This is a genomic window from Glutamicibacter bergerei, assembly GCF_054495185.1.
The window spans coordinates 2,266,850-2,290,563 of sequence record NZ_CM137131.1 but is presented as its reverse complement, the minus strand read 5'-3'; the positions used below and the strand labels follow the sequence as shown (position 1 = coordinate 2,290,563).

General features: G+C 54.3%; 21 protein-coding genes. 16 read left to right on the top strand and 5 right to left on the bottom strand.

The genetic code is table 11. The annotated features are described in order from the left end of the window. Positions 1–16 precede the first annotated feature (16 nt). Positions 17–916 (bottom strand): J domain-containing protein, encoded by a 900-nt coding sequence (locus ACX5K5_RS10545; protein ID WP_096253861.1) that lies wholly within the window; start codon positions 914–916, stop codon positions 17–19. A 127-nt stretch (positions 917–1,043) separates the two neighbouring features. Between ACX5K5_RS10545 and ACX5K5_RS10540 the strand changes: the two genes are divergently transcribed. Further along, entirely contained in the window at positions 1,044–1,970 is a 927-nt protein-coding gene (locus ACX5K5_RS10540) for a diacylglycerol/lipid kinase family protein (protein WP_141392825.1), read from the top strand. Here ACX5K5_RS10540 and ACX5K5_RS10535 read toward each other — a convergent pair. Both ACX5K5_RS10535 and folP read right to left on the bottom strand, forming a co-directional pair. Next, complete coding sequence (locus tag ACX5K5_RS10535; protein WP_443437827.1) at positions 1,945–2,682, bottom strand: dihydrofolate reductase family protein; 738 nt, start codon at positions 2,680–2,682, stop codon at positions 1,945–1,947. The two genes, ACX5K5_RS10540 and ACX5K5_RS10535, sit on opposite strands and share 26 nt — an antisense overlap. A 9-nt stretch (positions 2,683–2,691) precedes the next feature. Further along, positions 2,692–3,618 carry a dihydropteroate synthase gene (gene folP, locus ACX5K5_RS10530; protein WP_096253864.1) on the bottom strand — a complete coding sequence of 309 codons (927 nt, stop codon included), beginning with the start codon at positions 3,616–3,618 and terminating at the stop codon, positions 2,692–2,694. Positions 3,619–3,731: 113 nt separating this feature from the next. Here folP and ACX5K5_RS10525 point away from each other — a divergent pair, with 113 nt between their 5' ends. The 3 genes from ACX5K5_RS10525 to mnmA are packed head-to-tail and all read left to right on the top strand — an operon-like array spanning position 3,732 to position 6,931. After that, positions 3,732–4,538, top strand: coding sequence for a hypothetical protein (locus tag ACX5K5_RS10525; protein WP_459174364.1), 807 nt, complete (start codon positions 3,732–3,734; stop codon positions 4,536–4,538). Positions 4,539–4,565: 27 nt separating this feature from the next. Further along, positions 4,566–5,801 carry a cysteine desulfurase family protein gene (locus tag ACX5K5_RS10520; protein WP_096253866.1) on the top strand — a complete coding sequence of 412 codons (1,236 nt, stop codon included), beginning with the start codon at positions 4,566–4,568 and terminating at the stop codon, positions 5,799–5,801. Further along, positions 5,798–6,931: a tRNA 2-thiouridine(34) synthase MnmA gene (gene mnmA, locus ACX5K5_RS10515; protein ID WP_105675113.1), complete on the top strand. Its 1,134-nt coding sequence runs from the start codon at positions 5,798–5,800 to the stop codon at positions 6,929–6,931. Before ACX5K5_RS10520 ends, mnmA begins: the two co-directional genes overlap by 4 nt. 666 nt (positions 6,932–7,597) lie before the next feature. On the opposite strand, the gene ACX5K5_RS10510 is transcribed toward mnmA, so the two are convergent. Both ACX5K5_RS10510 and ACX5K5_RS10505 read right to left on the bottom strand, forming a co-directional pair. Beyond that, positions 7,598–7,990, bottom strand: a complete 393-nt coding sequence (locus tag ACX5K5_RS10510; RefSeq protein ID WP_096253868.1) for a DUF3021 family protein — start codon at positions 7,988–7,990, stop codon at positions 7,598–7,600. Between the two features lie 818 nt (positions 7,991–8,808). After that, the gene (locus ACX5K5_RS10505; RefSeq protein WP_096257161.1) at positions 8,809–9,177 is read right to left on the bottom strand and encodes a hypothetical protein; all 369 of its coding nucleotides are present in this window, start codon (positions 9,175–9,177) and stop codon (positions 8,809–8,811) included. A 232-nt stretch (positions 9,178–9,409) separates the two neighbouring features. Between ACX5K5_RS10505 and ACX5K5_RS10500 the strand changes: the two genes are divergently transcribed. From ACX5K5_RS10500 to ACX5K5_RS10445, 12 genes are all read left to right on the top strand, one after another. Beyond that, complete coding sequence (locus ACX5K5_RS10500; RefSeq protein ID WP_346059218.1) at positions 9,410–11,044, top strand: ABC transporter substrate-binding protein; 1,635 nt, start codon at positions 9,410–9,412, stop codon at positions 11,042–11,044. A gap of 138 nt (positions 11,045–11,182) precedes the next feature. Further along, positions 11,183–12,274: an ABC transporter permease gene (locus ACX5K5_RS10495; RefSeq protein WP_096257159.1), complete on the top strand. Its 1,092-nt coding sequence runs from the start codon at positions 11,183–11,185 to the stop codon at positions 12,272–12,274. Positions 12,275–12,276: 2 nt separating this feature from the next. Next, positions 12,277–13,254, top strand: coding sequence for an ABC transporter permease (locus tag ACX5K5_RS10490; protein ID WP_096257158.1), 978 nt, complete (start codon positions 12,277–12,279; stop codon positions 13,252–13,254). After that, positions 13,251–14,936 (top strand): ABC transporter ATP-binding protein, encoded by a 1,686-nt coding sequence (locus ACX5K5_RS10485; RefSeq protein ID WP_096257157.1) that lies wholly within the window; start codon positions 13,251–13,253, stop codon positions 14,934–14,936. Before ACX5K5_RS10490 ends, ACX5K5_RS10485 begins: the two co-directional genes overlap by 4 nt. Before the next feature lie 96 nt (positions 14,937–15,032). Then, a complete protein-coding gene (locus ACX5K5_RS10480) occupies positions 15,033–15,404 on the top strand; it encodes a chorismate mutase (protein ID WP_096257156.1) in 372 nt (123 codons plus the stop codon). Next, positions 15,397–16,449, top strand: coding sequence for a uroporphyrinogen decarboxylase/cobalamine-independent methonine synthase family protein (locus tag ACX5K5_RS10475; RefSeq protein ID WP_105675103.1), 1,053 nt, complete (start codon positions 15,397–15,399; stop codon positions 16,447–16,449). Before ACX5K5_RS10480 ends, ACX5K5_RS10475 begins: the two co-directional genes overlap by 8 nt. A 135-nt stretch (positions 16,450–16,584) precedes the next feature. Next, entirely contained in the window at positions 16,585–17,265 is a 681-nt protein-coding gene (gene mtrA / locus ACX5K5_RS10470; RefSeq protein ID WP_096257154.1) for an MtrAB system response regulator MtrA, read from the top strand. Beyond that, positions 17,262–19,076: an MtrAB system histidine kinase MtrB gene (mtrB, locus tag ACX5K5_RS10465; RefSeq protein ID WP_188685692.1), complete on the top strand. Its 1,815-nt coding sequence runs from the start codon at positions 17,262–17,264 to the stop codon at positions 19,074–19,076. The genes mtrA and mtrB overlap by 4 nt, the downstream gene beginning before the upstream one ends. After that, on the top strand, positions 19,076–20,779 hold the full coding sequence (locus ACX5K5_RS10460; protein WP_096257152.1) for an LpqB family beta-propeller domain-containing protein: 1,704 nt from the start codon (positions 19,076–19,078) through the stop codon (positions 20,777–20,779). Before mtrB ends, ACX5K5_RS10460 begins: the two co-directional genes overlap by 1 nt. Before the next feature lie 243 nt (positions 20,780–21,022). Beyond that, complete coding sequence (locus tag ACX5K5_RS10455; RefSeq protein ID WP_096257151.1) at positions 21,023–21,622, top strand: ComF family protein; 600 nt, start codon at positions 21,023–21,025, stop codon at positions 21,620–21,622. A gap of 173 nt (positions 21,623–21,795) precedes the next feature. Then, positions 21,796–22,494: a ribosome hibernation-promoting factor, HPF/YfiA family gene (gene hpf, locus ACX5K5_RS10450; protein WP_096257150.1), complete on the top strand. Its 699-nt coding sequence runs from the start codon at positions 21,796–21,798 to the stop codon at positions 22,492–22,494. Positions 22,495–22,649: 155 nt separating this feature from the next. After that, entirely contained in the window at positions 22,650–23,687 is a 1,038-nt protein-coding gene (locus ACX5K5_RS10445) for a winged helix-turn-helix domain-containing protein (RefSeq protein ID WP_443463726.1), read from the top strand. Positions 23,688–23,714 lie beyond the last annotated feature (27 nt).

The window sequence follows — 23,714 nt, the reverse complement described above, 5'->3', positions numbered from 1 at the left end:
TGCCAGAAAACTGGTATCAGTACATTCTGTCGAGGAGTCGAGCAAGTACCGGACGATCAACAATGTTCGGTGAAGGGCCCGATCCGAGGAAAAGTTTCAACTCACGAATCAGTCCAGCAGCGTTCAACACGTTCGGACTGGAGGATAACGTAGGATCTGCCCGGCGGTGATATTCAATGACCGGCTCATGAGGGTTTCCGTTGCCAGCAAGTACCAAAGTAAAAGCCACGACGTTCATCTGCATGAAGGAGCGCTGCATGCCGGTGATATTCAATGCCGGCGGCTGCGTCATCTTATTTCCATGGCGTAAGACGTTGCCATCAAAGGCGTAGTAGCCTTCAGGCAGAGTCATCGTATTGAGCACCGCCATGCGATAGCCGGCAACCAACACGTGGTCGAAGTGTCCACCACCCGGGGCGTTGAGTCCGTTGACTAAACGTGCAGCGGGAAGGATGTTGAGTACGTTTTTGGTCAACAAGTTGATGGTGTGCGTCTCCCGAGACATCCGCGACCGGGAACTAAACAATCCTCGCTTACGCGGTTCACCATGAACTCGTTGGATTGAGCGAGCTCTATCAAGCAATGTAAACGAAGCATCATCGAGCCGAGGTTCATACTCAGTTGCCAACTGCGCTTTGGGATGCTGAGGAGAGGTACGCAGTTTCTCATCATAGGCGCGTGAAGTGGTACCTGCCCGTGGTGCTTGACCAGGAGCCTGAAAAGACTTTTCAAACTTAGCATTGCCATGCTCATCTGAAAGGATCTGATAGGCCTGCTGGACCGTTTTGAATTGCTCCTCACTGCCACCTAAATCGGGGTGAGAAGCACGAGCCGCTTTGCGATACGCGATCTTGATATCTTCAAGGCTTGCACTCTGAGGCACGCCAAGAATTTCGTAGGGGCTCGGCGAACTCATGATGCGGATATTTCCTCTCAAATGGGGCGTTTTCCACGACCGATGTCATTGGATCAAAACCCCATTAGAACATTTTAGCTTCCACTAATAGTAGTCAGCTTTTTCGTACCATGATGTTTGCTGGGTATTGTCTATTCTTATGGTCCCACCGGCTGAATATCAGCGTATCCACCTCGTCTTTCATCCCAATTCAGGTAAGGGGCTGGGCGCGCGTCGCGTCACCGAACTTGAAACACTGCTTTTCTCCTTGGGATTGCGTCCGCGAAGGTTAGATACTTCGAAGATTTCGGGCAGTGCGCTTGGTGAAGCGCTTGGCCAAGCCGACGCCGTAGTCGTTATTGGCGGGGATGGACTGATCCACCATGTGATCAAGCATTTGGCCCGGACACGCACTCCCATGGGGATCGTGCCAGCCGGCAGCGGAAACGACACCTGGAGAATGTCATCGGCCCGGACGGTCGAGCAAACGCTACAGGACGTTGTTCGTTTCCTGACCGGAGGAATCGAAGCAAGGCCAGTAGATTTGCTTGAACTGAAATATGCCAACCAAGATTCGCAGACCAAGCTTGCCATCGGTGCTGTGTCGTGGGGCTTTGAAGGCTTGGTAAATGGACGAGCCAATGAATTGCCGCGAAGCCTCGGTGCCCTGCGTTATCTGGTCGGATTGGTGCTCAGCCTACCGAAGTTGCAACCTCACCGGACCGTGGTGCACAGCGAAGAATTCGACTTCCGAGGGCAAATCTATGCAGCCAGCATTGCCAATATTCGCTCGGTAGGTGGCGGGATCACCTTGTTCCCCCAAGCGGATTACACCGATGGGCTAGCGGATATCTCCTTGGTGAGCGGAAACCGATTACATAAGGTGTTGCCGTACGTAGGACATATACTCTGCGGCAGAAAGCATCCGTACCGAGAAATTGCTCGCAGCTCACAGGTCAACGTGCAAACTACGGAAGCCAGCTATGCGGATGGCGAGCTCCTTGGGCACGGAGATTTTGAACTCTCGGTGCTACATCATGCGCTCTTGCTTATTCCCGGCGCCGATAGTCGCTAAAGAGCATCGAATCTTCTTCACATAACGAATGTAAGCGTAAGTGCCGGACCGCTTCCTGTGGGCCATGGGCGATCCTTTGACCGGAACCGGCGAGCACCATGGGGGAAAAACTCACGCACAACGAATCGAGACGGTCTGCTGCGATGAACTGGCCCAGCAAATGCGGACCACCCTCGGCATGGATGAATTCAAGTCCCCTAGAGGTGAGGATTTCAACGATTTGTTGGGGGTCGCAGCCTTCATTCACTTCAGCAACTTCAATAACTTCAACCTGTGCGGGGAATTGCGCACGGTGCTCCGGCGTAATCTCTGCGCTGGTAAAGAGCAATACCGGCACCGGGCTGAGCGTGAAGACTTCATTATCCGGTTTCAGATGGAGCCCATGGGAAACGATGGCTAATACCGGTTGAGCCGACATCCCCCGCGCTTGCCGCCATGCAATGTCCTCGGCACTGACTAGATCTCCTGCGTAGCCTTCGGCACGTACAGTTCCGGCACCGACGACGATGACATCGGCTAAACGACGAAGTAAACCGAAGATGCGTTTATCGCCGGGACTACCCAAACCTCCAGATAGTCCCTCACGCTGCGCACTTCCATCCACGCTGGAGATGAAATTAAATCGGATGAACGGACGTTGCGATGTGGCGTACCGCGCTAAGAGATTCGCTTCGTCAACGATGGGCAATGATTCAGGAAGCAGTGAACGCAAGGGGTGATCCTATCTGCTGGTTTCTCGTTCTGGATGAGCCGGTGGATTAACCTCGCCCATATTGTGAATTTGGTACGCAGGATCGCGCCAGCCTTGAGCCGCCTCGATCAGCCGAACCGTCTGCACCGACTCGACGATATTGTGCATTCTAATAATTCTTGCCCCACCCATAATGCACATGGTGGCCGCCACCATTGAGCCGACTAAACGCTCAGGCTTTGGCAGGTCAAGAGTTTCACCGATGAAGTCCTTATTTGAAACCGCCGCAAGCGCCGGATAGCCCAACGCGGCAATCGCTTCGAAATTCGCAGTGATATCCAAGGTGTGCCGAGTGTTCTTGTTCAGATCATGACCCGGGTCAATAATGATTTTTGACGCGTCGATACCAGCGTCCAGAGCCAACTGCACTTTTTGTTCTAGGTAATCGCGTACCTCCGCTACCACATCTTGATAATGCGGATGTGGGTAGATGGTGCGTGGCTTGGCTAGGGAGTGGGTCAGCACTAAATGAACATTGTTCCGCGCAACTACCTCGGCCAGCTGCGGATAAGCCAGTCCCGTGGTGTCGTTGATGGCATCGGCTCCGGCGTCAATGGCTGCTTGGGCAACCTCTGGTAAGAAGGTGTCGGCAGAAATCACCACATCACTGTGCTCGCGTACAGCCCGAATCACCGGGACGATGCGCTCAGCTTCTTCTTGCCAAGGTAATTCTGGTCCGGGGGAGAAAGGCACCCCACCAATGTCCACCCAGTGTGCACCAGCCTGGACAGCCTGCAACGCTGAGGACACCGCCGCATCCAAACCGAAGGTAGATCCGGCATCGTAGAACGAATCAGGAGTGCGGTTGATCACTGCCATCACCGCGATTTCGCGTGCAAAGTTGATGCTTCGACGCGAAAAGTGGTGAACCGGAACCTTGAGTTCGGGCATAAACATTGAGCTGGTCTCCCTCGATCCGCGGACGCGCCGCTGAGCTGTGCTTCCTCCATTCATATCACTGGACGCATCACCGATGCGGGATATGAGCTGTTGCTGGTTAAGCTTGTAACATGCAGTTTTCCCATGTCTCAGCCACTCAGGGTCAATGGATCGTTGATTCCTGCGCCACCGCCGATCCATTGACAGTAGTCGCACAGATCCCGGTCGGCTATGAACGATACGCGCGGATCCTCCATCCGGCCTATGACGAAGATGATCAGGCAGTGCGCTGGGGGACTGTTGCCAATAGTCGCGGCCACATTTTCACCGCCGCAGATCTCTTTGAAACCATTGCCGGTTGGGATGCCCAGGGAAATCCAGCCACCGAAGATGCTTGGGAAGAAACTGACCTGCCGGTTGACGAACTACCTGTTGAACAGTGGCAGGCACTGGTCAAGATCCTGAGCGCCACCAACACCAAAGATTACTTTGTCGCTGGGTTGTGGGGTGGTTATGCCTTTATCGAGGGTGGGGAACGTATCCAGATTGATTATGAGGATGACCTAGAGCTCAGCGAAGAAGAGAACCGGGCCGCCGAAGCTGCAGCGCTCGCCGAGGCACAACGTCCAGCGTTTACAGCAGACGTTTTGGCAACTCCCGCATTAGAACTCGGTGGGGGCTACCGAAATTATCGACTTTTCGAAGTAGACGGCGAATTTCTGGCTAACCCGGTGTGGGCCACAACGGCAGATGGCGAGCAGCGTCAGCGCCCATCCTTGGTCTTTCCGCAAGACCACAGTTGGATGCTTTCCACCGAGCCCTATGACGACTGCACACTGATCGGTGGCTCGGCTCAACTTATTGAAGCTATTTTGCAAGACCCTGCACTGGAAGCCATTGAAGTCGGGCAATTCACACGCATTGGCCATTCAAACTAGGTAGGGAAAGCTCGTACCATTAAAACGATGAACAACTCCGCGGTATACCTAGATCACGCGGCAACTACCGACCTGAACCCAGCGGCGTTGTCGGCTATGACCGAGCAATTTTCGCAAACCGGAAACCCCTCCTCGCTTCATGGGGCCGGTCGCCGGGCTAACCGTGTAGTGGACGAGGCGCGCACTGCCATCGCGAAGGTTGCCGGTGCACACCCCACAGAACTGATCTTCACCTCCGGTGGAACCGAATCGGATAACTTGGCGCTCAAAGGCCTGTTCTGGAACCGGACTGCGAAGAATCCGCTAGCACGCAGTATCCTGGTTGCCGGAATCGAACATCACGCGGTGCTCGATACCGTCTCATGGCTAGAAGCTCATGAAGATGCCACGGCTTTATGGATGCCGGTGGACGCCGATGGGGTGCTTGATCTGCAAGCGGCGAAGGAGCTTATCGAGGAACACCATGAGCGAATCGCTCTGGGGACCATCATGTGGGCCAACAACGAGGTAGGTGCTATCCAACCGGTAGTTGCTTTCACCGCGCTTGCCGCAAAATATGGCATCCCAGTGCATAGCGACGCGGTGCAGGCTTTTGACTCCGTACCCACAAATTTTGCTACCAGTGGTTTGGCTACCATGGCGGTTAGCGCCCATAAAATTGGTGGTCCGGTAGGAATCGGAGCGCTCTTTGTGCGCCGTGACGTAGTACTGATGCCGGTCCAGCACGGTGGCGGACATGAACGCAAACTCCGTTCAGGAACGTTGAACGCCGTGGCCGCGGCGGGGTTTGCGGCGGCCGCTACTGCGGTCCATGAGACATTGGCGGCAGAAAGCGCGCGATTGAGTGAGCTTCGCGAATACGCGGTCCAAAATATTACCCGGCTTGTTCCCGACGCGGTGCTCAATGGTCCACGAGATGAAGACAATGCAGGTCTGCGACTTCCAGGAAATCTGCATTTCACTTTTCCCGAGTGCGAGGGCGATTCCTTGCTATTTCTCTTAGACATGGTGGGAATTGCCTCGTCTACCGGTTCAGCCTGCACCGCAGGAGTACCGCAACCATCGCACGTCTTGGTGGCCATGGGCCGGGATGCGCGCAGTGCCCGAAGTGTGCAACGCTTCACTTTGGGGCATAGAACAACGCATAAAGACGTTGACATACTTTTAGAAGCTCTGCCAGATGCCTATCAACGGGCTAAGAAAGCCGGTATGGCGGCAGACGAAAGCAGTATTCACACAGCAGGGACGGGTTTTACAAGATGAAGGTACTAGCAGCGATGTCCGGTGGCGTCGATTCGGCGGTAGCCGCAGCACGTGCGGTTGAAGCCGGTCACGACGTGGTTGGCGTCCACCTAGCGCTCTCTCGCATGCCCGGAACTTTGCGCACCGGCTCACGTGGCTGTTGCACGTTGGAGGACTCCAATGACGCATGGCGTGCCTGCGACAAACTAGGGATCCCATACTACGTTTGGGACTTTTCGGATCGTTTTGCCGAAGACGTAGTCCAGGACTTCGTTGATGAGTATGAAGCTGGACGCACGCCAAACCCTTGTATGCGGTGTAATGAGAAGATCAAGTTTGCCGCACTGCTGGAAAAGGCACTCGCCTTAGGCTTTGACGCGGTATGCACCGGTCACTATGCCAAGGTCTTGCGCGATACGGAAGGCAACCCAGAATTGCACCGCGCCGCCGATTGGGCGAAGGACCAGTCCTACGTACTTGGTGTGCTCACCCATGAGCAGTTAGATCATTGCATGTTCCCGCTGGCTGAAACGCCTTCGAAGGCCGAAGTTCGCGCCGAGGCGGCCGCTCGCGGTCTGACTGTGGCGAATAAGCCAGACAGCTACGATATTTGTTTCATTCCTGATGGTGATACCCGCGGCTGGTTGGCCGAGCGTATCGACATGAAGCCAGGCGAGATCGTTGATCAAGACGGTAACCAGCTGGGTGAACACGGTGGCGCGCAAGCCTTCACCGTTGGTCAGCGTAAGGGGCTTCGCTTGGGCCGGCCAGCAGCTGATGGCAAGCCTCGTTTCGTGCTGGAAATCCGTCCCAAGGACAACAAGGTGATCGTGGGGCCAGAGGCTTTACTCTCCGTTGACGAGCTGCGCGGTATTCGCATCTCCTGGGCAGGGGTTCCGATTCCGGAGATCATCACTGGCGAAGAATTCGATTGCATGGTGCAGGTTCGCGCCCATGGCGATCCGGTGGATGCCAAGGCACATATGGAGCGTAGCGAAGGATCTGACGTCTTGGTAGTCCAGCTGCCCGAAGGCATGCGTGGAGTGGCACCTGGACAAACCATGGTGGTTTACCAAGGTACTCGTGTGCTGGGCCAGGCCACCATCGACAAAGCCCGGTCTACCTCATGGGATTCGAGCAAGGTCAGCTAGGTTTTAGTAAGGATAGACGCCTCGGAGCAGCGAAATAATTTCACTGCTCCGAGGCGTTTTTTCATGACCTGCGTGAGGTTTTGATGTTCCATAGTTCTGCTTCGCGAAGCGGAGCGCCGGTGTCGAAAGCGTTTGGGATAGGGACCGGATCTCCGGAGCAATCCTTGCTTGTAGGCGGTTTCCTGCGCACAGCGAGTACGCAGTACGTGCTGGATTTGTCGCTCCTGTTTGTCGCCCGTGATACCGGTCCAAAGCGTTTGGATGCAGGCCTAAGATGCCCGTGCCTTATAGTCTCCAACAATTCTCAAAAAGAAAATGTGATTGCTCTAGCCGGGTAGTCCTGTTGGCTCGCTTGCTTGGGAGCAGGCATGCTCAGCTGTGGATCCGAAAAGAACGGGCGCCGGTGTGCTTCGACGGATCGTTGTCCTAGACGACGTTGGAGTTCATGAGGTAGTTCGTTGATTACCTTGTCGAAGCGGCAGAGACCTCTGGGTGATGGCCATCAGCGCGGCCTTGAAGCATTTTTAGCTTCTTCGAACTTCCCTCCAGCAGCATCAAAAAGTACCTTGGACGCAAACTCCTCGCTCATTGAGTACCGTGGTGCGACAACGGTCATCTAACAGGAATGCCAGTCCTGGGAGGGCTAAGGAACTATGAGGGGCAACGTTAGTTGCGAAGGCGTTTGGCTTGGATTCTTGGTTGAATGATTCCAAAGATCAGATAAAAAAATGTCCAGAGTACAGCTCCGGTTATCAAGAATATGCCAAATGTCGACAGGTAATCTAAGGGACCATTAAGAACGAACCATCCGCTCAAATACAGTGCGGGTAGGACTGTACAAAGCATGATTCCAAAATGGATCAAAGACTGGATTTGTAGTGTCCAGCGGTCCACTTGATAAACCACAGAAGCGCCACTTGTAGCAGCGATTATCACCCCCACCGCGAACGTACTCCGGGCGTTAATGGAGTCGCCTTGCACGGCCAGCATCACTGCGATGGCCCCCAAGATTAAGAGCGGAACACCTGCCAAGATTAGACCGAGACGTTGTGGCGACATGCCTAGATTCTATTGCTTATGGAACGAATAATGCGAAAAGTTGAGTAACTATTCAATGTCAGTACAGCCAAAGACAATTTTTCTACTTTTGCTGGTCAGCGAGTCAGCCAAGAAGGATCTACTGTACGGGGCACACCTGCCCCTAGAGGCATCTGCCTAGGAACAGGTGATACTGCGACACTCCTTCACGCTAGGAACGGTAGTAGTAGCTCGAAGTTTTGATCACTGATACCTGGCATGTGGGGTGAACGAATGGTTCAGAACCGAACTCAATACAACGATCCATTCTGGATCAGGGTGAGATTTTTTTTGGGGCAATTGACGTCAGCTTTTCCTCTACTTAGACAATGAACCTCAGGGTAGTTACGTTTTTGATTGGACGGTGCTGTCTAGGTCGTTTGACGCATGGGTTGTCCACAGCAGGCAATTGAGTTTTCGGAAGTGACCTAGGGTAGGAGCCATCAGCTAGTTTGCTGGTTCAGAGCTGCGGGTTCCTGATGAAGAACCTTTCGACTTTGCGATCATGACACCACGCGAAGCGCCGGCGCAGGGGATAGCCGTTGAATCCTGCGCAGAAGGGCCTCGTCCAGAAATGAAGCAAGTAGGAATTGCTGTTCCCGAATAATATTCGGGTTTCACTGCCTAATTCCCGGGTTATGGGATATGCAGATGGTCAGGCAGAACTGGCTTTTATCGGTGCAACTTAGCAAGCGCAGAAGTGTGGCATGAGCCAAGAAATCTTCTAAGAAATACAAACGGCTGGGCTCAAGAATCCATAAATGATTCTTGAGCCCAGCCTTTTGATCTACTGCGAAAGCTTAGTTGCCGTCTTCGTCGACGATGCCAAACATGCGTGCGGAAATGTCTTGGTACTCCACGCGGGTTTTCCCAGAGTCTAGTGCCGGAAGTTGTGCTGGAGAGTGAATGGCGCAGTGCACGAAGTCGAAGTTTGGCCACCATTTCTTGGGACGTTCGTATTCGTCCTGCCCGCAGACGATGCAGGTGAGGTGGACCCATACTGGGCGGGCTCCGGCTTTGCGGTTCGCCCGAGACTGCACTAACCAGGCCGGTGGGTTTGCATTGAGCTCGGCAAATTCCTTCTCGCTCATGCGCGGGGCAATGCCATGGCGCTTGGCCATTTCCATGGGAATATCCAACGCAATTGCTGCATCTCTACGTGTCATCATCGTGTCCAAGCCTAGAGTACGGGGACTTTGTTCGGTATATGTCTTTGCTCTCGGCTGCGCTACATGCAAGACAAAGCGAGGCGCGGGTCACCTGATGGTGCGAGCCAGATCTCAATTTATGTGGGAAAATCGGGTTATTCATTCGCCTTTGGTGACCTCAATCACCTAGGCTGTATGAAGCATGTGCTAACTATCACTCCGCACATGTTCTACAACAAGAGAAGGATTGCTCATGGCCAGCAAAAAGAACGGTATGCGACTCGCAGCTGCCGTTATCGGCATTTCCGCCCTCGCCCTGACCGGTTGTACCGGTCCATCGTCGAATGACGCGGGCAACGGCGGATCCGATGAAGCCAGCAGTGCCCCCATCACCCTGGGCACCACTGACAAGGTAACGTCGCTTGACCCAGCGGCTTCCTACGACAACGGTTCGTTCATGGTCATGAACCAGATCTACCCATTTGTACTGAACTCGGAGCCAGGCTCTCCAGATCCCTCCAACGACATGGCCGAGTCGGCCGAGTACACCAGCCCCACCGAATTCACGGTGAAGCTGAAGGCTGGTCTCAAGTGGGCTAACGGCCACGACTTGGACTCCAAGGACGTGAAGTTTTCCTTCGACCGCCAGCTAAAGATTGCTGACCCGAACGGCCCTTCCTCGCTGTTAGGCAACATGGAATCGGTTGAAGCTCCGGATGCCACCACCGTGGTCTTCAAGCTCAAGGTAGCCGAAGACCAGACCTTCCCACAGGTGCTCACTTCGCCGGTTGGACCCATCGTTGATGATGAGGTCTTCCCAGCCGACAAGGTGCTGGATGACAAAGAAATCGTTGACGCTAAGGCCTTCGGTGGCCAGTACACCATCGATTCTTACAACAAGAACAACTTGATCTCCTTCGCTGCTAATGACGCGTACCAAGGCGTGCTTGGTGCTCCGGCAAACTCCAAAGCGGCAATCAAGTACTACGCCGATGCCAATAACCTCAAACTCGAGGTTCAAGAGGGCAAGATCGACGTTGCTTGGCGTTCACTGACGCCAACCGACATTGAAGACCTAGGCAAGGAAGAAAACCTTGCGGTCCATAAGGGCCCCGGTGGCGAGCTTCGCTACATTGTTTTCAACTTCGACTCCATGCCGTTTGGCGCTAAGACCGCCGATGCTGATCCGGCTAAGTCCTTGGCAGTACGCCAGGCTGCTGCACACCTGGTAGACCGTCAGTCAATCGCCACGAATGTCTACAAGGACACTTACACCCCGGCCTATTCCTACGTCCCACAGGGCTTCACCGGTGCAATTGAGCCGTTGAAGGACATGTACGGTACCGATGGAAAGCCAGATGCTGCCAAGGCCAAGAAGGCTCTAGAAGACGCAGGAGTAAAGACTCCGGTCAAGCTGGCGTTGCAGTACAACCCGGACCACTACGGACCGAACTCCGGTGACGAGTACGCACTGGTTGAAAAGCAGCTTGAAGCAGATGGCCTCTTCGATGTTGACCTGAAGTCGACCGAGTGGGTTACCTACCAGAAGCAGCGTGTCACCGACTACCCGGCCTACCAGCTGGGTTGGTTCCCTGACTACTCGGATGCTGACAACTACCTGTCGCCGTTCTTCGCCACCGACAACTTCCTGTCCAATGGCTACGACAATAAGGAAGTCGACTCGTTGATTTCCGAGCAGCGCGGTCAGTCCGACGTTGCAGAACGTACCGCATCGATCGAGAAGCTACAGACCATGGTCGCCGAAGATCTGTCGACCTTGCCATTGTTGCAGGGCTCGCAGGTAGCAGTAGCGGGCAAGGACGTTCAGGGTGTTGAAAAGACCTTGGACGCATCCTTCAAGTTCCGCCTTGGCGTGCTGAGCAAGTAGTCTCTGCCTCGCCATAAGAACACCTAAGACCAGGGGATCTACCCAAGTGCAGAAGTTTCTGCTCCACAGGTAGATCCCCTTGGCATGTCCACTTTGGACCAAGCACCAAAATTCTGATCCTGATACTAAGGACAAAAGATGACAATCACGTCGCAAACGGGCACAACACCTAGCCCGACACCTGCGCGCAAACCAGCGAAGCAGAAAGGCGGAGGTTTCCTCCGCTATCTGATTACCCGCTTTCTGCTGATCATTCCCACCGTTTTTATCCTCATCACGGTGGTCTTCTTCCTCATGCGCGTCACCGGTGATCCAATTACCGCGGCCATGGGTGGACGCCTAACCCCTGACCAACTAGCTATAAGAATCCATGAGGCTGGCTACGACCGTCCAGTCTTTATTCAATACATTGAATATCTAGGTCAAGTATTCTCCGGAAACCTCGGACGAACGATGAGCGATAATCGTGCAGTGACCGAAGTACTGGTCACCTACGGCGCGGCCACCTTAGAACTGGCTATTAACGCGGTCATCGTCGCTCTCGCAGTGGGCATTCCCCTGGGCCTCGTGGCCGCAAAATTCCGTGATCGCTACCCCGATGCAGTATTGCGAATCTTGGCAATTCTTTCCTACGCCACCCCGGTGTTCTTTGCCGGGTTGCTGCTGAAGCTAATTTTTGGGGTCTGGCTCGGTTGGCTGCCAATTAGTGGTCGCGCCGATTGGCAGACCGAACTAGCGCTGACTGGACTGCAGAACCCTTCCGGAATTTACTGGTTGGACGCCTTACGTAGCGGCAATATGGCCGCCCTAGGCGATGTCACTGCCCACGCGCTACTTCCTGCTTTGGCCTTGGGCCTGCTCACCGGTGGCGTGTTCTTGCGCCTAGTGCGCACCAATGCGATCGGAACGCTGGGCCGCGAATATGTGGAAGCCGGACGCTCCCGTGGTGTCAGTGAATTCCGCTTGGTGACCAAGCACGCTTACCGCCCGGCGTTGATCCCGATCATCACCGTGATGGGTCTGCAGATCGCTATGTTGCTCGGTGGTGCGGTACTGACCGAGACCACCTTCGAATGGGCCGGACTCGGCTTTAAACTCGCTGAGTATCTCACCGCCCGTGACTTTGTCGCCGTGCAGGGCATCGTGGTGGTGCTCGCAATTATCGTGGCTGTCACCAACTTTATTGTTGACATCCTTGCGGCCCTGATCGACCCGAGAGTCAGGTACTAACCATGAGTATCCCTTCGCTAGCTTCAGCCCGTAAGCCCTGGTTCGCTAGGCTCCCGGTAGTTTCGCACTTGCGCATGTCCTCTGGCCTGCAACGCGGAATGCTCATCGCAGGCCTCGTACTATCGGTGCTGTTCATCGTGTCGGCGCTTTTTGCTCCATTGATTGCTCCGTTCGACTTTGCGCAATCCTCCGATATGTCAGGTGACTTCCCGCGTCAATCGGCACCCGATGACAAATTTATTTGGGGCACCACCGTCACCGGCTACGACGTATTTTCACGCACCATGTATGGTGCACGTACCGCGATCTGGGTCATTATTGCCGCCGTGCTGATGTCCCTATTTATCGGTGTCCTGCTGGGCCTGATCTCCGGTTACCTCGGCGGCTGGTTTGACCGCATCATGGTGGTCCTGGCTGACGCGATCTACGCTTTCCCTTCCTTGCTCCTTGCCATCGTTATGTCGATTGTGATTTCTCAGGGGCAATCAAGCCTGTGGGGCGGCATCATGGCAGCGGCGATTTCCATCACCGTGGTCTTCATCCCGCAGTATTTCCGTGTGGTTCGCGCCGAGGTCATGCGACTGAAGGCAGAACCATTCGTGGAGTCGGCACAAGTTATTGGCTCAAGCCCGTGGCGCGTGATGTTCACGCACCTATTGCGTAACGCCACCCGCACACTGCCATTGATCTTCACCTTGAACGCGACCGAAGCGCTGCTCACCTTGGCAGGGTTGGGCTTCTTGGGGTTCGGCATCGAACCGACTGCTGCCTCAGAATGGGGCTTCGACCTCAACCGCGCGATGTCTGACGCCACCAGTGGCATCTGGTGGACCGGATTGTTCCCTGGCCTTGCCATCGTATTAACGGTGATGGGCCTGACCCTGGTGGGCGAATCAATGAATGATTTGAACGATCCACGGTTGCGCCGTTTTAGCCGCAAAAAAGCACAGCGCATCACGCAGGCAGGAGTCACCCGGTGAACAAGAAACTGAACACAGATCCGCAAAGCAACGATGATGTGTTGCGCATTGAAAACTTGAACATCGACTTTGTCACCGATGCCGGGGCTGTTCCGGCGGTTCGCGGTGTTGATCTGAGCGTCAAACCCGGGGAGATCCTGGCCATCGTTGGTGAATCCGGATCCGGTAAATCGGTTACCGCACGCACCGCGTTAGGTATTTTGGCCGAGAATGGTGCCTCGCATGGTGCGGTGTACCTCAAGGGCAAAAACATGCTCACTCTTCATGGATCAGCCTTGCGCGCCGCGCGAGGCCGCGATGTCTCGATGATTTTCCAGGAGCCCTCCACCGCACTGAACCCGGTGTACACGGTGGGTTGGCAGATTATGGAAGGCATCCGCGCACACACCAAAGTCTCGAAGAAGGAAGCTAAAGCACGCGCCATCGAGGCAATGCGACAGGTAGGAATTCCGGATCCCGAACAACGTGTGGATTACTACCCGCACCAGTTCTCCGGCGGACAGAAACAGCGTGTGGTGATCGCCTCGGCTCTGGCGCTGAAACCAGCTCTGATTGTTGCCGACGAACCGACCACCGCGTTGGATGTCACGGTACAGGCAGAAATCTTGGCCTTGCTACGCAACCTCCGCGACGAGTTGGGTACCGCAATCGTGATCATTACCCACAATATGGGTGTGGTTGCCGATATTGCAGATCGTGTCATCGTGATGAATCACGGGCAGGTCGTGGAGCAAGCTCCAGCAGTTGAGCTTTTCGAAAACCCGCAAGATGACTACACCAAGTCATTGCTTGCGGCGGTCCCACACCTGGGACGCAATTCTTCCTCAGAAGGTTTGAACGAACGACCACATTCTCGGGCTGAGGTACTGGTCGAGGCCAAGGGCTTACGCGTGCACTTCCCAGGGCGCATGGGTGCCCCAGGTTTTACCGCGGTCAACGGAGTGGATCTAAAAATTCATGCCGGTGAAGTCTATGGACTGGTCGGTGAGTCAGGTTCCGGTAAGACGACCATTGGTCGCAGTATCGCGGGTCTGAACAAGATCACCGATGGCTCACTTAATGTGTTGGGCTATGAAATGGCGCAGTACAAAGAACGAAGCTTCAAACCACTGCGTAAGCAGATTGGGTTTGTGTTCCAAGATCCGGCGGCAAGCTTTAACCCGCATCTGACTGTGGGTGAATGCGTCGCCGAACCGCTGAACGTGCACCGAGATCTGAATCCATCACAGACCCGGGCAAAAGTTGCTTCGCTCTTAGAAGCGGTTCAATTGCCAGGTGCTTATGCAGACCGTTATCCGCATGAGCTTTCCGGCGGGCAGCGTCAACGTGCATCTTTGGGGCGTGCCTTGGCACTTGAACCAAAATTGTTGATCGCTGATGAACCAACCAGTGCGTTGGACGTTTCGGTACAGGCGAAGGTTTTGGATTTGTTCCGTGAGCTTCAAACCGAGCTTGGCTTCGCAGCCTTGTTCGTCTCCCACGACCTAGCAGTCGTTGACATGCTGGCCTCGTGGGTGGGCGTGCTATACCGCGGTTCATTGATCGAGGAGGGTCTTGGCTCGCAAGTTCTCTCGAATCCGCAGAACGACTATACCCAGCGTTTGATCGCTTCCCTGCCGGTTCCGGACCCCCGCGAACAGGCCGAGCGACGCAAGCTGATTGAAGAACTGAACCGCGCTTAGGCGTAGTTAACGTTTTTGCCCCGACAACCGATCTTGGTTGTCGGGGCATCGTCACTTAATGGGAAATATAGGAGGTGAACACGTAAACTAAAGACCATGAGCGAGCCGAACAATACTGTGCCCAGCGAGGAATTCGACCCGCATGCCAGCTCCCTGCCTGGAGAGGTTGAGCAGGCAGTCCTCGACGAGTTATATGCAATCCGCGGGAGCATCGATAATTTTGATGCCCAGCTGGTCTATCTGCTTGCCGAACGTTTTAAAGCCACCCAGCGTGTGGGGCTACTGAAAGCTCGCCACGATCTGCCGCCAAGCGACCCAAACCGTGAAAAAGCACAAATTCAGCGGCTGCGTTCGCTAGCCCATGAGGCGCACCTTGACCCGGAATTTGCGGAGAAGTTTTTGAACTTCGTTATTTCCGAAGTAATCCGACACCACCAAAACATTTCTGACGCGCATAAAAATGACTGAAACCGGTGACGATTTCGCCCGCTCGGATGTTTTCGTCACTTCGTTCTGCCACTTTCCGGGGCAGGAACCGATGGAGATCCATAAGGTTGTTCGTGGGGAACTAGGCGAACCAAATCTTGCGGTCATGCCACAGCTGGCCGAACGTGGAGTAGGCGCAGACCCTTTGGGGCGAAGTACCTCGATGGTCAGCGACATGGGATTCGATTTGCAGCCTCATGGTTGGCGCATCGGTGTTGGCGATGGCATTGATGCCCGCCGAGCTCGTAGTTTCCTCAGAAGCGACGAAAACCTGCTTGCCGACGTTCTGGGAGCCGAGAAGAAGCCAGCTCAACGCCTCAAAGTTTCGGTGCTGGGACCATGGTCGTTAGCAGCGGGACTGTATTTGAGCCACGGCGAGCGAATCTTGATTGATCACGGTGCCCGACGAGACATTCTTCAGGCCTATGCAGACGGGGTAAAGCAACATCTTCTCCGCCTGCGTTCAAGCACCTCGATTAGACAGTTCACGGTTCAACTTGACGAGCCTGAGCTTCCCGGCGTACTTGATGGAACGCTTCCCACCGCCAGTGGATATCGCACGCTGCGTTCAATCCCGCGCGCCGAAGTCCGCGAAGTTTATGCTCAATTTGTGCAAACCATGGCACAGATTGAGGGCACCAGCGTGATCGTTAACCTGCCCGGAGCCGATACTGACTGGATCAAACGCGTTGATATTCTGCATCAGGCAGGTGTCAACGGGTATTTGATTGACCCACCATCGATGAACCACCCGCGATGGGAGCGGATGGCATCTTTGATCGAATCCGGTTCACAAATTTATTTGCAACTCTTAACCCCGGGTATGCGAGCACCTGGCGTGGTCGAAGGCGTGCATCACGTGTTGCGTCCGTGGCAGCAATTAGGTCTTCCGTTGACGCGCCTAGGCCAACTAACACTCATGCCGGCTACGAGCTTCGCTCACTCTAGCTCTAGCCAGGTCATTGAGTGCCTGCAACACCTCACCGGTTATGCCCAAGCTCTGGAGCAAACCCGAGTGGATGCATAGAAGAAGTCTTGATTCGTGCGGTCACACCACGAAAGTGGGGGTGCGTCATGTATCTTAGGAAGAGTGGGGAAAGTAAAAGTACCCGTTTAGGTCACGTGGCTTATGCCAATGCTTTCGGTTTCAGGGGGATGTTGTATGAAGGCTCGGATTTTAGTCGTCGACGATGACGAGGCGCTGTCGGAAATGATCGGCATCGTCCTACAGAATGACGGCTTTGACGCATCATTTTGTTACGACGGATCCGGAGCATTGGAAGCTTTCCGCGAATCAAATCCAGATCTGGTCTTGTTGGACCTGATGTTGCCTGGAATTGACGGCATCGAGGTATGCAAGCAGATCCGTGCTGAATCTGATGTACCGGTAGTCATGCTGACGGCCAAATCAGATACCGCCGACGTAGTGCGCGGACTAGAATCTGGCGCAGATGACTACGTACCCAAGCCATTTAAACCAGCCGAGCTGGTAGCGCGCGTCCGTGCACGCTTACGCCCGAATGAGACTCATGCGGCAGAAACTTTGACCGTAGGAGATGTCTCCATTGACGTCGCCGGACACCGAGTGACCCGCGCGGATAAACAAGTTTCGTTAACTCCTTTGGAATTTGACCTATTGGTCACCATGGCACGTAAGCCTTGGCAGGTCTTTAGCCGTGAACAGCTATTGGAGGCAGTCTGGGGTTACCGTCACGCTGCCGACACCCGTCTGGTCAACGTGCACGTGCAGCGTTTGCGTTCAAAAATTGAGGTAGATCCCGAGAAGCCACAGGTCATTCAGACCATTCGCGGTGTGGGTTACAAGGCTGGTACGGCAAGTTGAGTGAACACGCCACGACCGGAAACGAGATTGTGCCGGTCGATGCGCGTGTCCAAGTCCCTCCGGTAGCTCCTGCATTCTTGCGCTTGAAGCTCTGGATTCGGCGACCAATCGAATGGATTCGCCAGCGCTGGCAGCGACACTTGATGTATCGCACGGTGATTTCCACCCTGCTCTTTACCTCATTAGCGCTGTTAGCAGCCGGCGCCTTTCTTTCCAACCAGATTTCCTCTGCGCTTTTCAGCGAACGCTTCAACCAGATTTCCAAAGAATCTGAACGTGGCCTGACCCAGGCGCGTTCTATTTTGGAATCGGCATCAACCACCGACCGTGTCTCTACCCAGTCATTGGTCAACTCGACACTGGCCACGCTTGAAGGTGATGGAGCCACGGTGATCCGTGACTTCGTGCTCAAACCAGTTCCGGTGGCGGGCGATGAGAACCTGTATGTAGGACCAACGGCGTCAGGCTCCCTGACAACTCGCGTTGTTCCCGACGATCTTGCCGAAAGCGTTCAGAACAATTCGGGGATTTTCTGGCGTTCCATTGAGCTTGGCGTGGACTCTGAACGGCAACCCGGGATTATTATCGGCACTAAGGTACTCATCCCGCCGGGCCGTGAATACGGACTCTATCTGGTTTATGACTTGTCCAGCGTGCAAAGCACCTTAGAATTCATCAACCGTGCCATGGTCTTCACCGGCCTAGTGCTCCTGTTGGTCGTTGGGTTCATTTCTTGGTCTGTTTCCCGCACCGTAGTTCGTCCCGTGGCCGATGCCGCTTATGTTTCGGAACGTATTGCTGCCGGCGATCTTGATCGCAGAATGAAGGTTGCGGGTAAAGACGAAGTTGCACGTTTGGGAACCGCCTTTAACCACATGGCGCAGTCGCTGCAAGAACAGATCACGGCGCTCAATAATCTTTCGGCTATGCAACAACGTTTTGTTTCAGACGTTTCTCATGAATTGCGGACCCCGCTGACGACGGTGCGCATGGCAGCCGAGCTGATTCACGATGCACGTGAGAACTTTGATCCGCTCACCTCACGTTCCGCGGAGCTGATGTACGAACAAATCGAGCGATTCCAGAACCTGCTCAACGATCTGCTTGAAGTCTCCCGGTTCGATGCAGGAGTCGCGGTGCTTGATCGTGAATCTACTGATTTAAATGTCATCGTTCGTAAGGTGATCGACATTGCCACTCCGGTCGCTGATGAGTACGGTTCGATCATTCGATTTAACGCCCCGGCGGAGGGCTGTGTCGCAGAATTTGATCCGCGTCGAGTGGAGCGCATTGTACGAAACTTGGTGTTAAACGCGGTGGAGCATGGTGAGCAGAACCCCATTGATATCACCATCGGACAGAATGACTCATCCGTTGCGGTCACCGTGCGTGACTACGGCATCGGTATGAGTCCCGAAGCCAGCCAGCACGTTTTTGATCGATTCTGGCGCGCAGATCCGGCTCGCGCTCGCACCACGGGCGGATCCGGCCTGGGACTTTCCATTTCTATGGAAGACACTCGCTTGCATGATGGACGTTTGGAAACCTGGGGAAAGAAGGGTGTTGGATCGGTATTCCGGCTCACCTTACCTCGAACCGAATTCGATTCCATTTCCTCCTCACCGCTTCCTCTGGAACCGTCCGTGACCGAAGAGATCGTTGGATTGCTTGGGGATTCCTTCCCGCTGACCGGCGAAGTGCCAAAGATTGGTTACACCCCACTGATTTTGGATGACGAAGATATTTTGATTGAGGATGAAATTTCCCTCAAACCTATGGATCCAACAGACGGCCAAGGGGAGAGTAAATAATGCGCCTACGTCTACCTCAGCTCCTGGCACTCATACTGACCGGACTCTTAGTACTGGCTGGTTGCGCTACTATTCCGCGCAATTCGATGGTGCAACAGATCGAGGCCGAGTCTAATCAGGAAGAGTCCCAGCCCTTCCGCTTCGACGCGCAAGGCCCCACTGAGGGATCGGACGCGCGGCGTATCGTTGAGGGGTTTGTTGAGGCCGGGCGTTCGGTCCTTGAAGATTATGCGCTCTCACGCGAATTCATGACTCCCGAACTGGGTGCCGACTGGCGAGGTGATAGCCGCACCCTGATTTACGAGGCAATGAACGTGCTGACCGGGGCCGACAGCAATCGGTATACGATACAGCTTGAAATATCAGGCGAAATAGATGCGATGGGCGTCTATACCCAGGAACCAGAGCACTCCACGCGTGCGGTGGATGTTGAAGTGACCAAGGTCGAAGACCAATGGCGGATCTCAAAGGCCCCAGACGGCATCATGCTTGAGTCAAGCTCCTTCAGCAAGATTTTCTCGCCCCAGACTATTTATTTTTACGACTCCAGTTTCAACTATTTGGTGCCTGACGTCCGGTGGTTCACCTCTGGCGCCGGCACCACGACTTCCATGGTGGAAGCGCTGCTGGCCGGCCCCGCACCCTATCTGCAGAACGCTGTAGTTTCTGCTTTTTCTCCAGCTAGCACTCTTGTGCGTTCAGCAGTGCCGGTACAAGACGGTGTGGCGACGGTTGACCTTAGCGCCGAAAGCATTCGGGAATCCTCCGACCGTGCGAAGCAATTGATGCAGCAACAACTAGAGCAAACGCTGACCGCCTTGTCCTCGGTCAGTACTGTGCGCATGTTGCAAGAGGAAACCGAAGTAACCCTGGGCGCTCCAGCAGCGAACTTTGTTACCGCGCAAATTAATCCAAGTACTCCAGACACACTCATCGCGATCTCCAACGAGTCGCTGGTGTACGTCAAGGGACGTTCGATTATTCCCGTCGGTGGCGTGCCAGACATCTCGGCTTATCACCCGCGCAACCCGGCTATGTCAGCGGTGGGCAATAGATATGCTTTCCTGAACGGTAAATCCACTCAATTGATGACAATCGATGAAAGTGGAAGAGTTGGACTGGCCGCAACAGGCGGGGCATTTATCCGGCCATCGATTGATGTGGCTGGCTGGACCTGGACAGCGGACAACGCGGCGGAGCATCCCTTACTAGTAGTTCCGGAAGACGTGGCCGGGCAAGGCGAAGCCCGCCCGATTAGCGTGTCGTGGCTTGAGGATACGAAAGTAACCTCGCTATCGATTTCCCGAGATGGGGCCAGGGCGTTGATTGTTGCCGAGAAGAACAATGAATCAACCGTATACATTGCCGGAATAGTGCGTGACGCCGATGGCGTTCCGCGTGGCCTGAGCGATGAACCAATGAAGGTCTACCCCTCCGTTCCGGTATCAACGGCGGTCTGGGACTCGGACCGGTCAATTATCGTGGCTAAACTGAGCACCACCGAACAGGTAGCTGCCGAGCAGCTCACCTTTGAACATGGTTCGGAACGCTTGGGGCTTCTGCTGGGAATGACCGGTATAACTTCTGGTGTAGGCGACCTCCGACCGGTATATGCCGAAACCAGCGAGGAACTTTATACTCGAGTGGGCAATTCTTGGCATGCGCTAGATGATTATGCCAAAGACGTCGCCTACCCGGGCTGAGTCCACAAACCGCCAATAGTTCACTGCGTACGCACCGAGCACCTCCAAGCTTGAGGTATGCCGGTTCCGTCACGCCTACTGAATTTTCTGGACACTCAAATACATTCGCGCAGTGTTGGGTGGCTGATGTTTGCAGTGCGCGAAACGATAAACCTTTTATTACCTGCGAGTTGTGCAATTTGCGAGCGTGCCGATTTTCGGCTTTGCCCCGAATGCCGGCGCAAGGTTCACCAGCAATTATTTTTGCCCCCACTCGGTGAGCAACTCCAGTTCTATGTTGAATTACCTACTCTTCAATGGCAGCTACCGGTCAGTGCGACCGGCATTTATCGTAACGAGTTGGCCCGCGCGATCTTGTCCTTCAAAAATCAGCAACGCTATTTTTTGGCACAAGAATTTGCGCCGTTTCTGGCCGCCGCAATTAACACTGCCTGCCCTCCTCGACTATTCGATCAACCCACGTTGTTGGTTCCCATGCCCAGCTCAGTGCGTGCCATAGGTACTCGTGGCTATCGTCCGGTCCAGGTGATGCTGCACGAGGCGCAACGTAGGGGCCTTCTGGCCGCGCACACTCGAACGGCACCCTTGTTGCATTATCGGTTCGGGCGTCTTTTGAGCGGAGCGCAGAAATCTAAGTCAGGTTCGGCTCGACGTGGTGGCGACTCGCCGTTGATTGCCGAAATTCCGGCAGAACTAAGGCAGCCGATCCTCCTGATCGATGATGTAACTACTACCGGAGCTACGTTGCGCAAAGCTGCGATTGCCTGTTTTGACGCCGGTTATGACGTGGTTGGTGCGGTCGTTCTTGCCTATACGAAACCCCCTATCGATGACGAGGACTAAACGATTTCGCTGAACGCGATATGAAATCTAGCGGTTGGGTACTTGAATCTTGACGGAAGTGGCATAGGGTGAAGTATGGGTTGCATCACAGATGCAGCGAAGGCCCATCTTCAGCCTTTGGGGGAGGAAACCCCCGGGCTGTTGTGTCACCCGACTCCCTATTGGAGGACACCATGGAGCTGAATTACAGCGGACGTAATATCACCGTTTCGGATCGATTCCGTGAGTACGTGGACGAGAAAATCACGAAAGTTGATCAGCTGGCCAGTAAGGTCCAGCGCATCGATGTGAAAGTTGTCCAGGAAACACATGCACGCAATCAGAGCACAGCGCTCAGCGTCGAATTGACGGTCGTTTCCAAGGGGCCGGCCATTCGTGCTGAAGCCCGTGGAGCCGATAAATTTGCGGCATTCGACATTGCATTCGCAAAGCTCCTTGAACGACTGCGCAAGGCACGTGACAAGAAGAAAGTGCATCGCGGAAACCATGCGCCGATCGCAGTTCACGAGGCGACCAGTACGTTGCCGGTAGTGCAAAGCGGCAAGTCGCTGGTTGAAGAAACTCTCGAAGCACAAGCAATCGCTGAGGCTCAGGCTAACGAGAAGGAAGCGGAATACTCACCAGTTGTTATTCGCCGCAAGGTCTTCCCAGCAGAAGTCATGAGTGTCGATGATGCAGTAGACCGCATGGAGCTAGTTGGGCACCCGTTCTACCTGTTCATCGATGAAGCCTCCGGTGCGCACTCGGTAGTTTACGGACGAACCCAGTACCAGTACGGTGTGATCACCCTTGACCCTTCATTGAGTGAAAGCGACGAACTGCCAACCGAAATTCGCGGCTACCGCGATAAGGCTTTGGCAACTGAGGGTTAGTCATTAACAACTCGAACGACCTGGGCGGTCAACGCACTCTGGGCTTACCTCAAGCCCGCAGAATCGCGTTGGCCGCCCAAGGTCTGTCTCGTCCCCGCACCGAAGCAAAAATCTCCCCAAGGCATCTCAAAGGAACTCTTGGCAGGATTGCGCAATTGCAGATCGATTCGATCAATGTGGTCAAGCGAGCCCACTACGTTCCACTGTTCGTAAGATTAGGTCATTACGACACCACGCTTTTAGACACGCTTGTGTCGCAACAGCATGGGCCAATCACCGAATACTGGGCTCATGAGGCCAGTTATGTGCGTAGTGATCTGGTGCCGGACCTTATTCCGTGGCAGCGCCGTCGCTGGGTAGACCGTTCGGAAAGTTTTGATAGTGAGCTCAGTGCATTGGCTGACCGAGTGCTTGTCTATCTCGAAGCACACCCAGGCACCAGTGCTCGTGAATTGAGTATTGCTCTGGACGTAGCGGCGATGAAAGATCGAGAACACTGGGGATGGAATTGGAATGACACCAAGATCGTCACTGAATCGCTCTTTGCTCAGGGAAAAATTCTCGCGTTAGGCAGAAACTCACGATTTGAACGATTGTTCGCTTTAGGGCAAGTAGTCCTGCCTACTCTTCAGAACGTAGAAAGTAGAGCTAGAGAAGACGCGCTGCGAAGGTTAGTCTTGGAATCCCTTTCGGCCCAGGGGATCGGGACTAAGCACTGCATTGCAGAGTACTTCCGACTTCCGCTAAAGGAAGTGGGAAGTGCTTTGGAATCTCTAGCAGAGCACGGGCTAGTCCAGAAGGTGCAAGTTCAAGACATTAATGAACAGTGCTATCTGTTGCCAGAGACAAAAATTCCTCGGAATATCGTACCTGATCTGCGGTTATTGGCCCCATTCGATTCCATGGTCTTCAACCGGCGACGCCTCGAACTATTTTTTGATTTCGAATACCGTGTCGAAATTTATGTGCCTAAGGAGAATCGGAAGTATGGCTACTATGTATTTCCGATGCTTTACGGTGACCGCTTCATTGGTAGGGTCGATCTAAAAGCGGACCGCGCGGGCGGCGAATTACAGGTAAATTCGGTGCATTACGAGAGTCATGCGCCGACTGAAGTTTCTGCGGCCCTCGATTTTGAACTTGAGCGGATGGCCAATTGGCTCGGCTTAGGCGAAGTGAAATATTTTCTGTGAACGGGCTGTCAGTGCAGTTCTTTTTCG

Excerpts from the sequence above, each read along its gene's own strand:
- ACX5K5_RS10490 (WP_096257158.1), top strand. The coding sequence starts at position 12,277 with ATGAGTATCCCTTCGCTAGCTTCAGCCCGTAAGCCCTGGTTCGCTAGG.
- folP (WP_096253864.1), bottom strand. The coding sequence starts at position 3,618 with ATGTTTATGCCCGAACTCAAGGTTCCGGTTCACCACTTTTCGCGTCGA.
- ACX5K5_RS10525 (WP_459174364.1), top strand. The coding sequence starts at position 3,732 with ATGCAGTTTTCCCATGTCTCAGCCACTCAGGGTCAATGGATCGTTGAT.
- ACX5K5_RS10545 (WP_096253861.1), bottom strand. The coding sequence starts at position 916 with ATGAGTTCGCCGAGCCCCTACGAAATTCTTGGCGTGCCTCAGAGTGCA.
- ACX5K5_RS10480 (WP_096257156.1), top strand. The coding sequence starts at position 15,033 with ATGAGCGAGCCGAACAATACTGTGCCCAGCGAGGAATTCGACCCGCAT.
- ACX5K5_RS10520 (WP_096253866.1), top strand. The coding sequence starts at position 4,566 with ATGAACAACTCCGCGGTATACCTAGATCACGCGGCAACTACCGACCTG.
- ACX5K5_RS10500 (WP_346059218.1), top strand. The coding sequence starts at position 9,410 with ATGGCCAGCAAAAAGAACGGTATGCGACTCGCAGCTGCCGTTATCGGC.
- ACX5K5_RS10505 (WP_096257161.1), bottom strand. The coding sequence starts at position 9,177 with ATGATGACACGTAGAGATGCAGCAATTGCGTTGGATATTCCCATGGAA.
- ACX5K5_RS10495 (WP_096257159.1), top strand. The coding sequence starts at position 11,183 with ATGACAATCACGTCGCAAACGGGCACAACACCTAGCCCGACACCTGCG.
- ACX5K5_RS10460 (WP_096257152.1), top strand. The coding sequence starts at position 19,076 with ATGCGCCTACGTCTACCTCAGCTCCTGGCACTCATACTGACCGGACTC.
- hpf (WP_096257150.1), top strand. The coding sequence starts at position 21,796 with ATGGAGCTGAATTACAGCGGACGTAATATCACCGTTTCGGATCGATTC.
- ACX5K5_RS10510 (WP_096253868.1), bottom strand. The coding sequence starts at position 7,990 with ATGTCGCCACAACGTCTCGGTCTAATCTTGGCAGGTGTTCCGCTCTTA.
- mnmA (WP_105675113.1), top strand. The coding sequence starts at position 5,798 with ATGAAGGTACTAGCAGCGATGTCCGGTGGCGTCGATTCGGCGGTAGCC.
- ACX5K5_RS10475 (WP_105675103.1), top strand. The coding sequence starts at position 15,397 with ATGACTGAAACCGGTGACGATTTCGCCCGCTCGGATGTTTTCGTCACT.
- mtrA (WP_096257154.1), top strand. The coding sequence starts at position 16,585 with ATGAAGGCTCGGATTTTAGTCGTCGACGATGACGAGGCGCTGTCGGAA.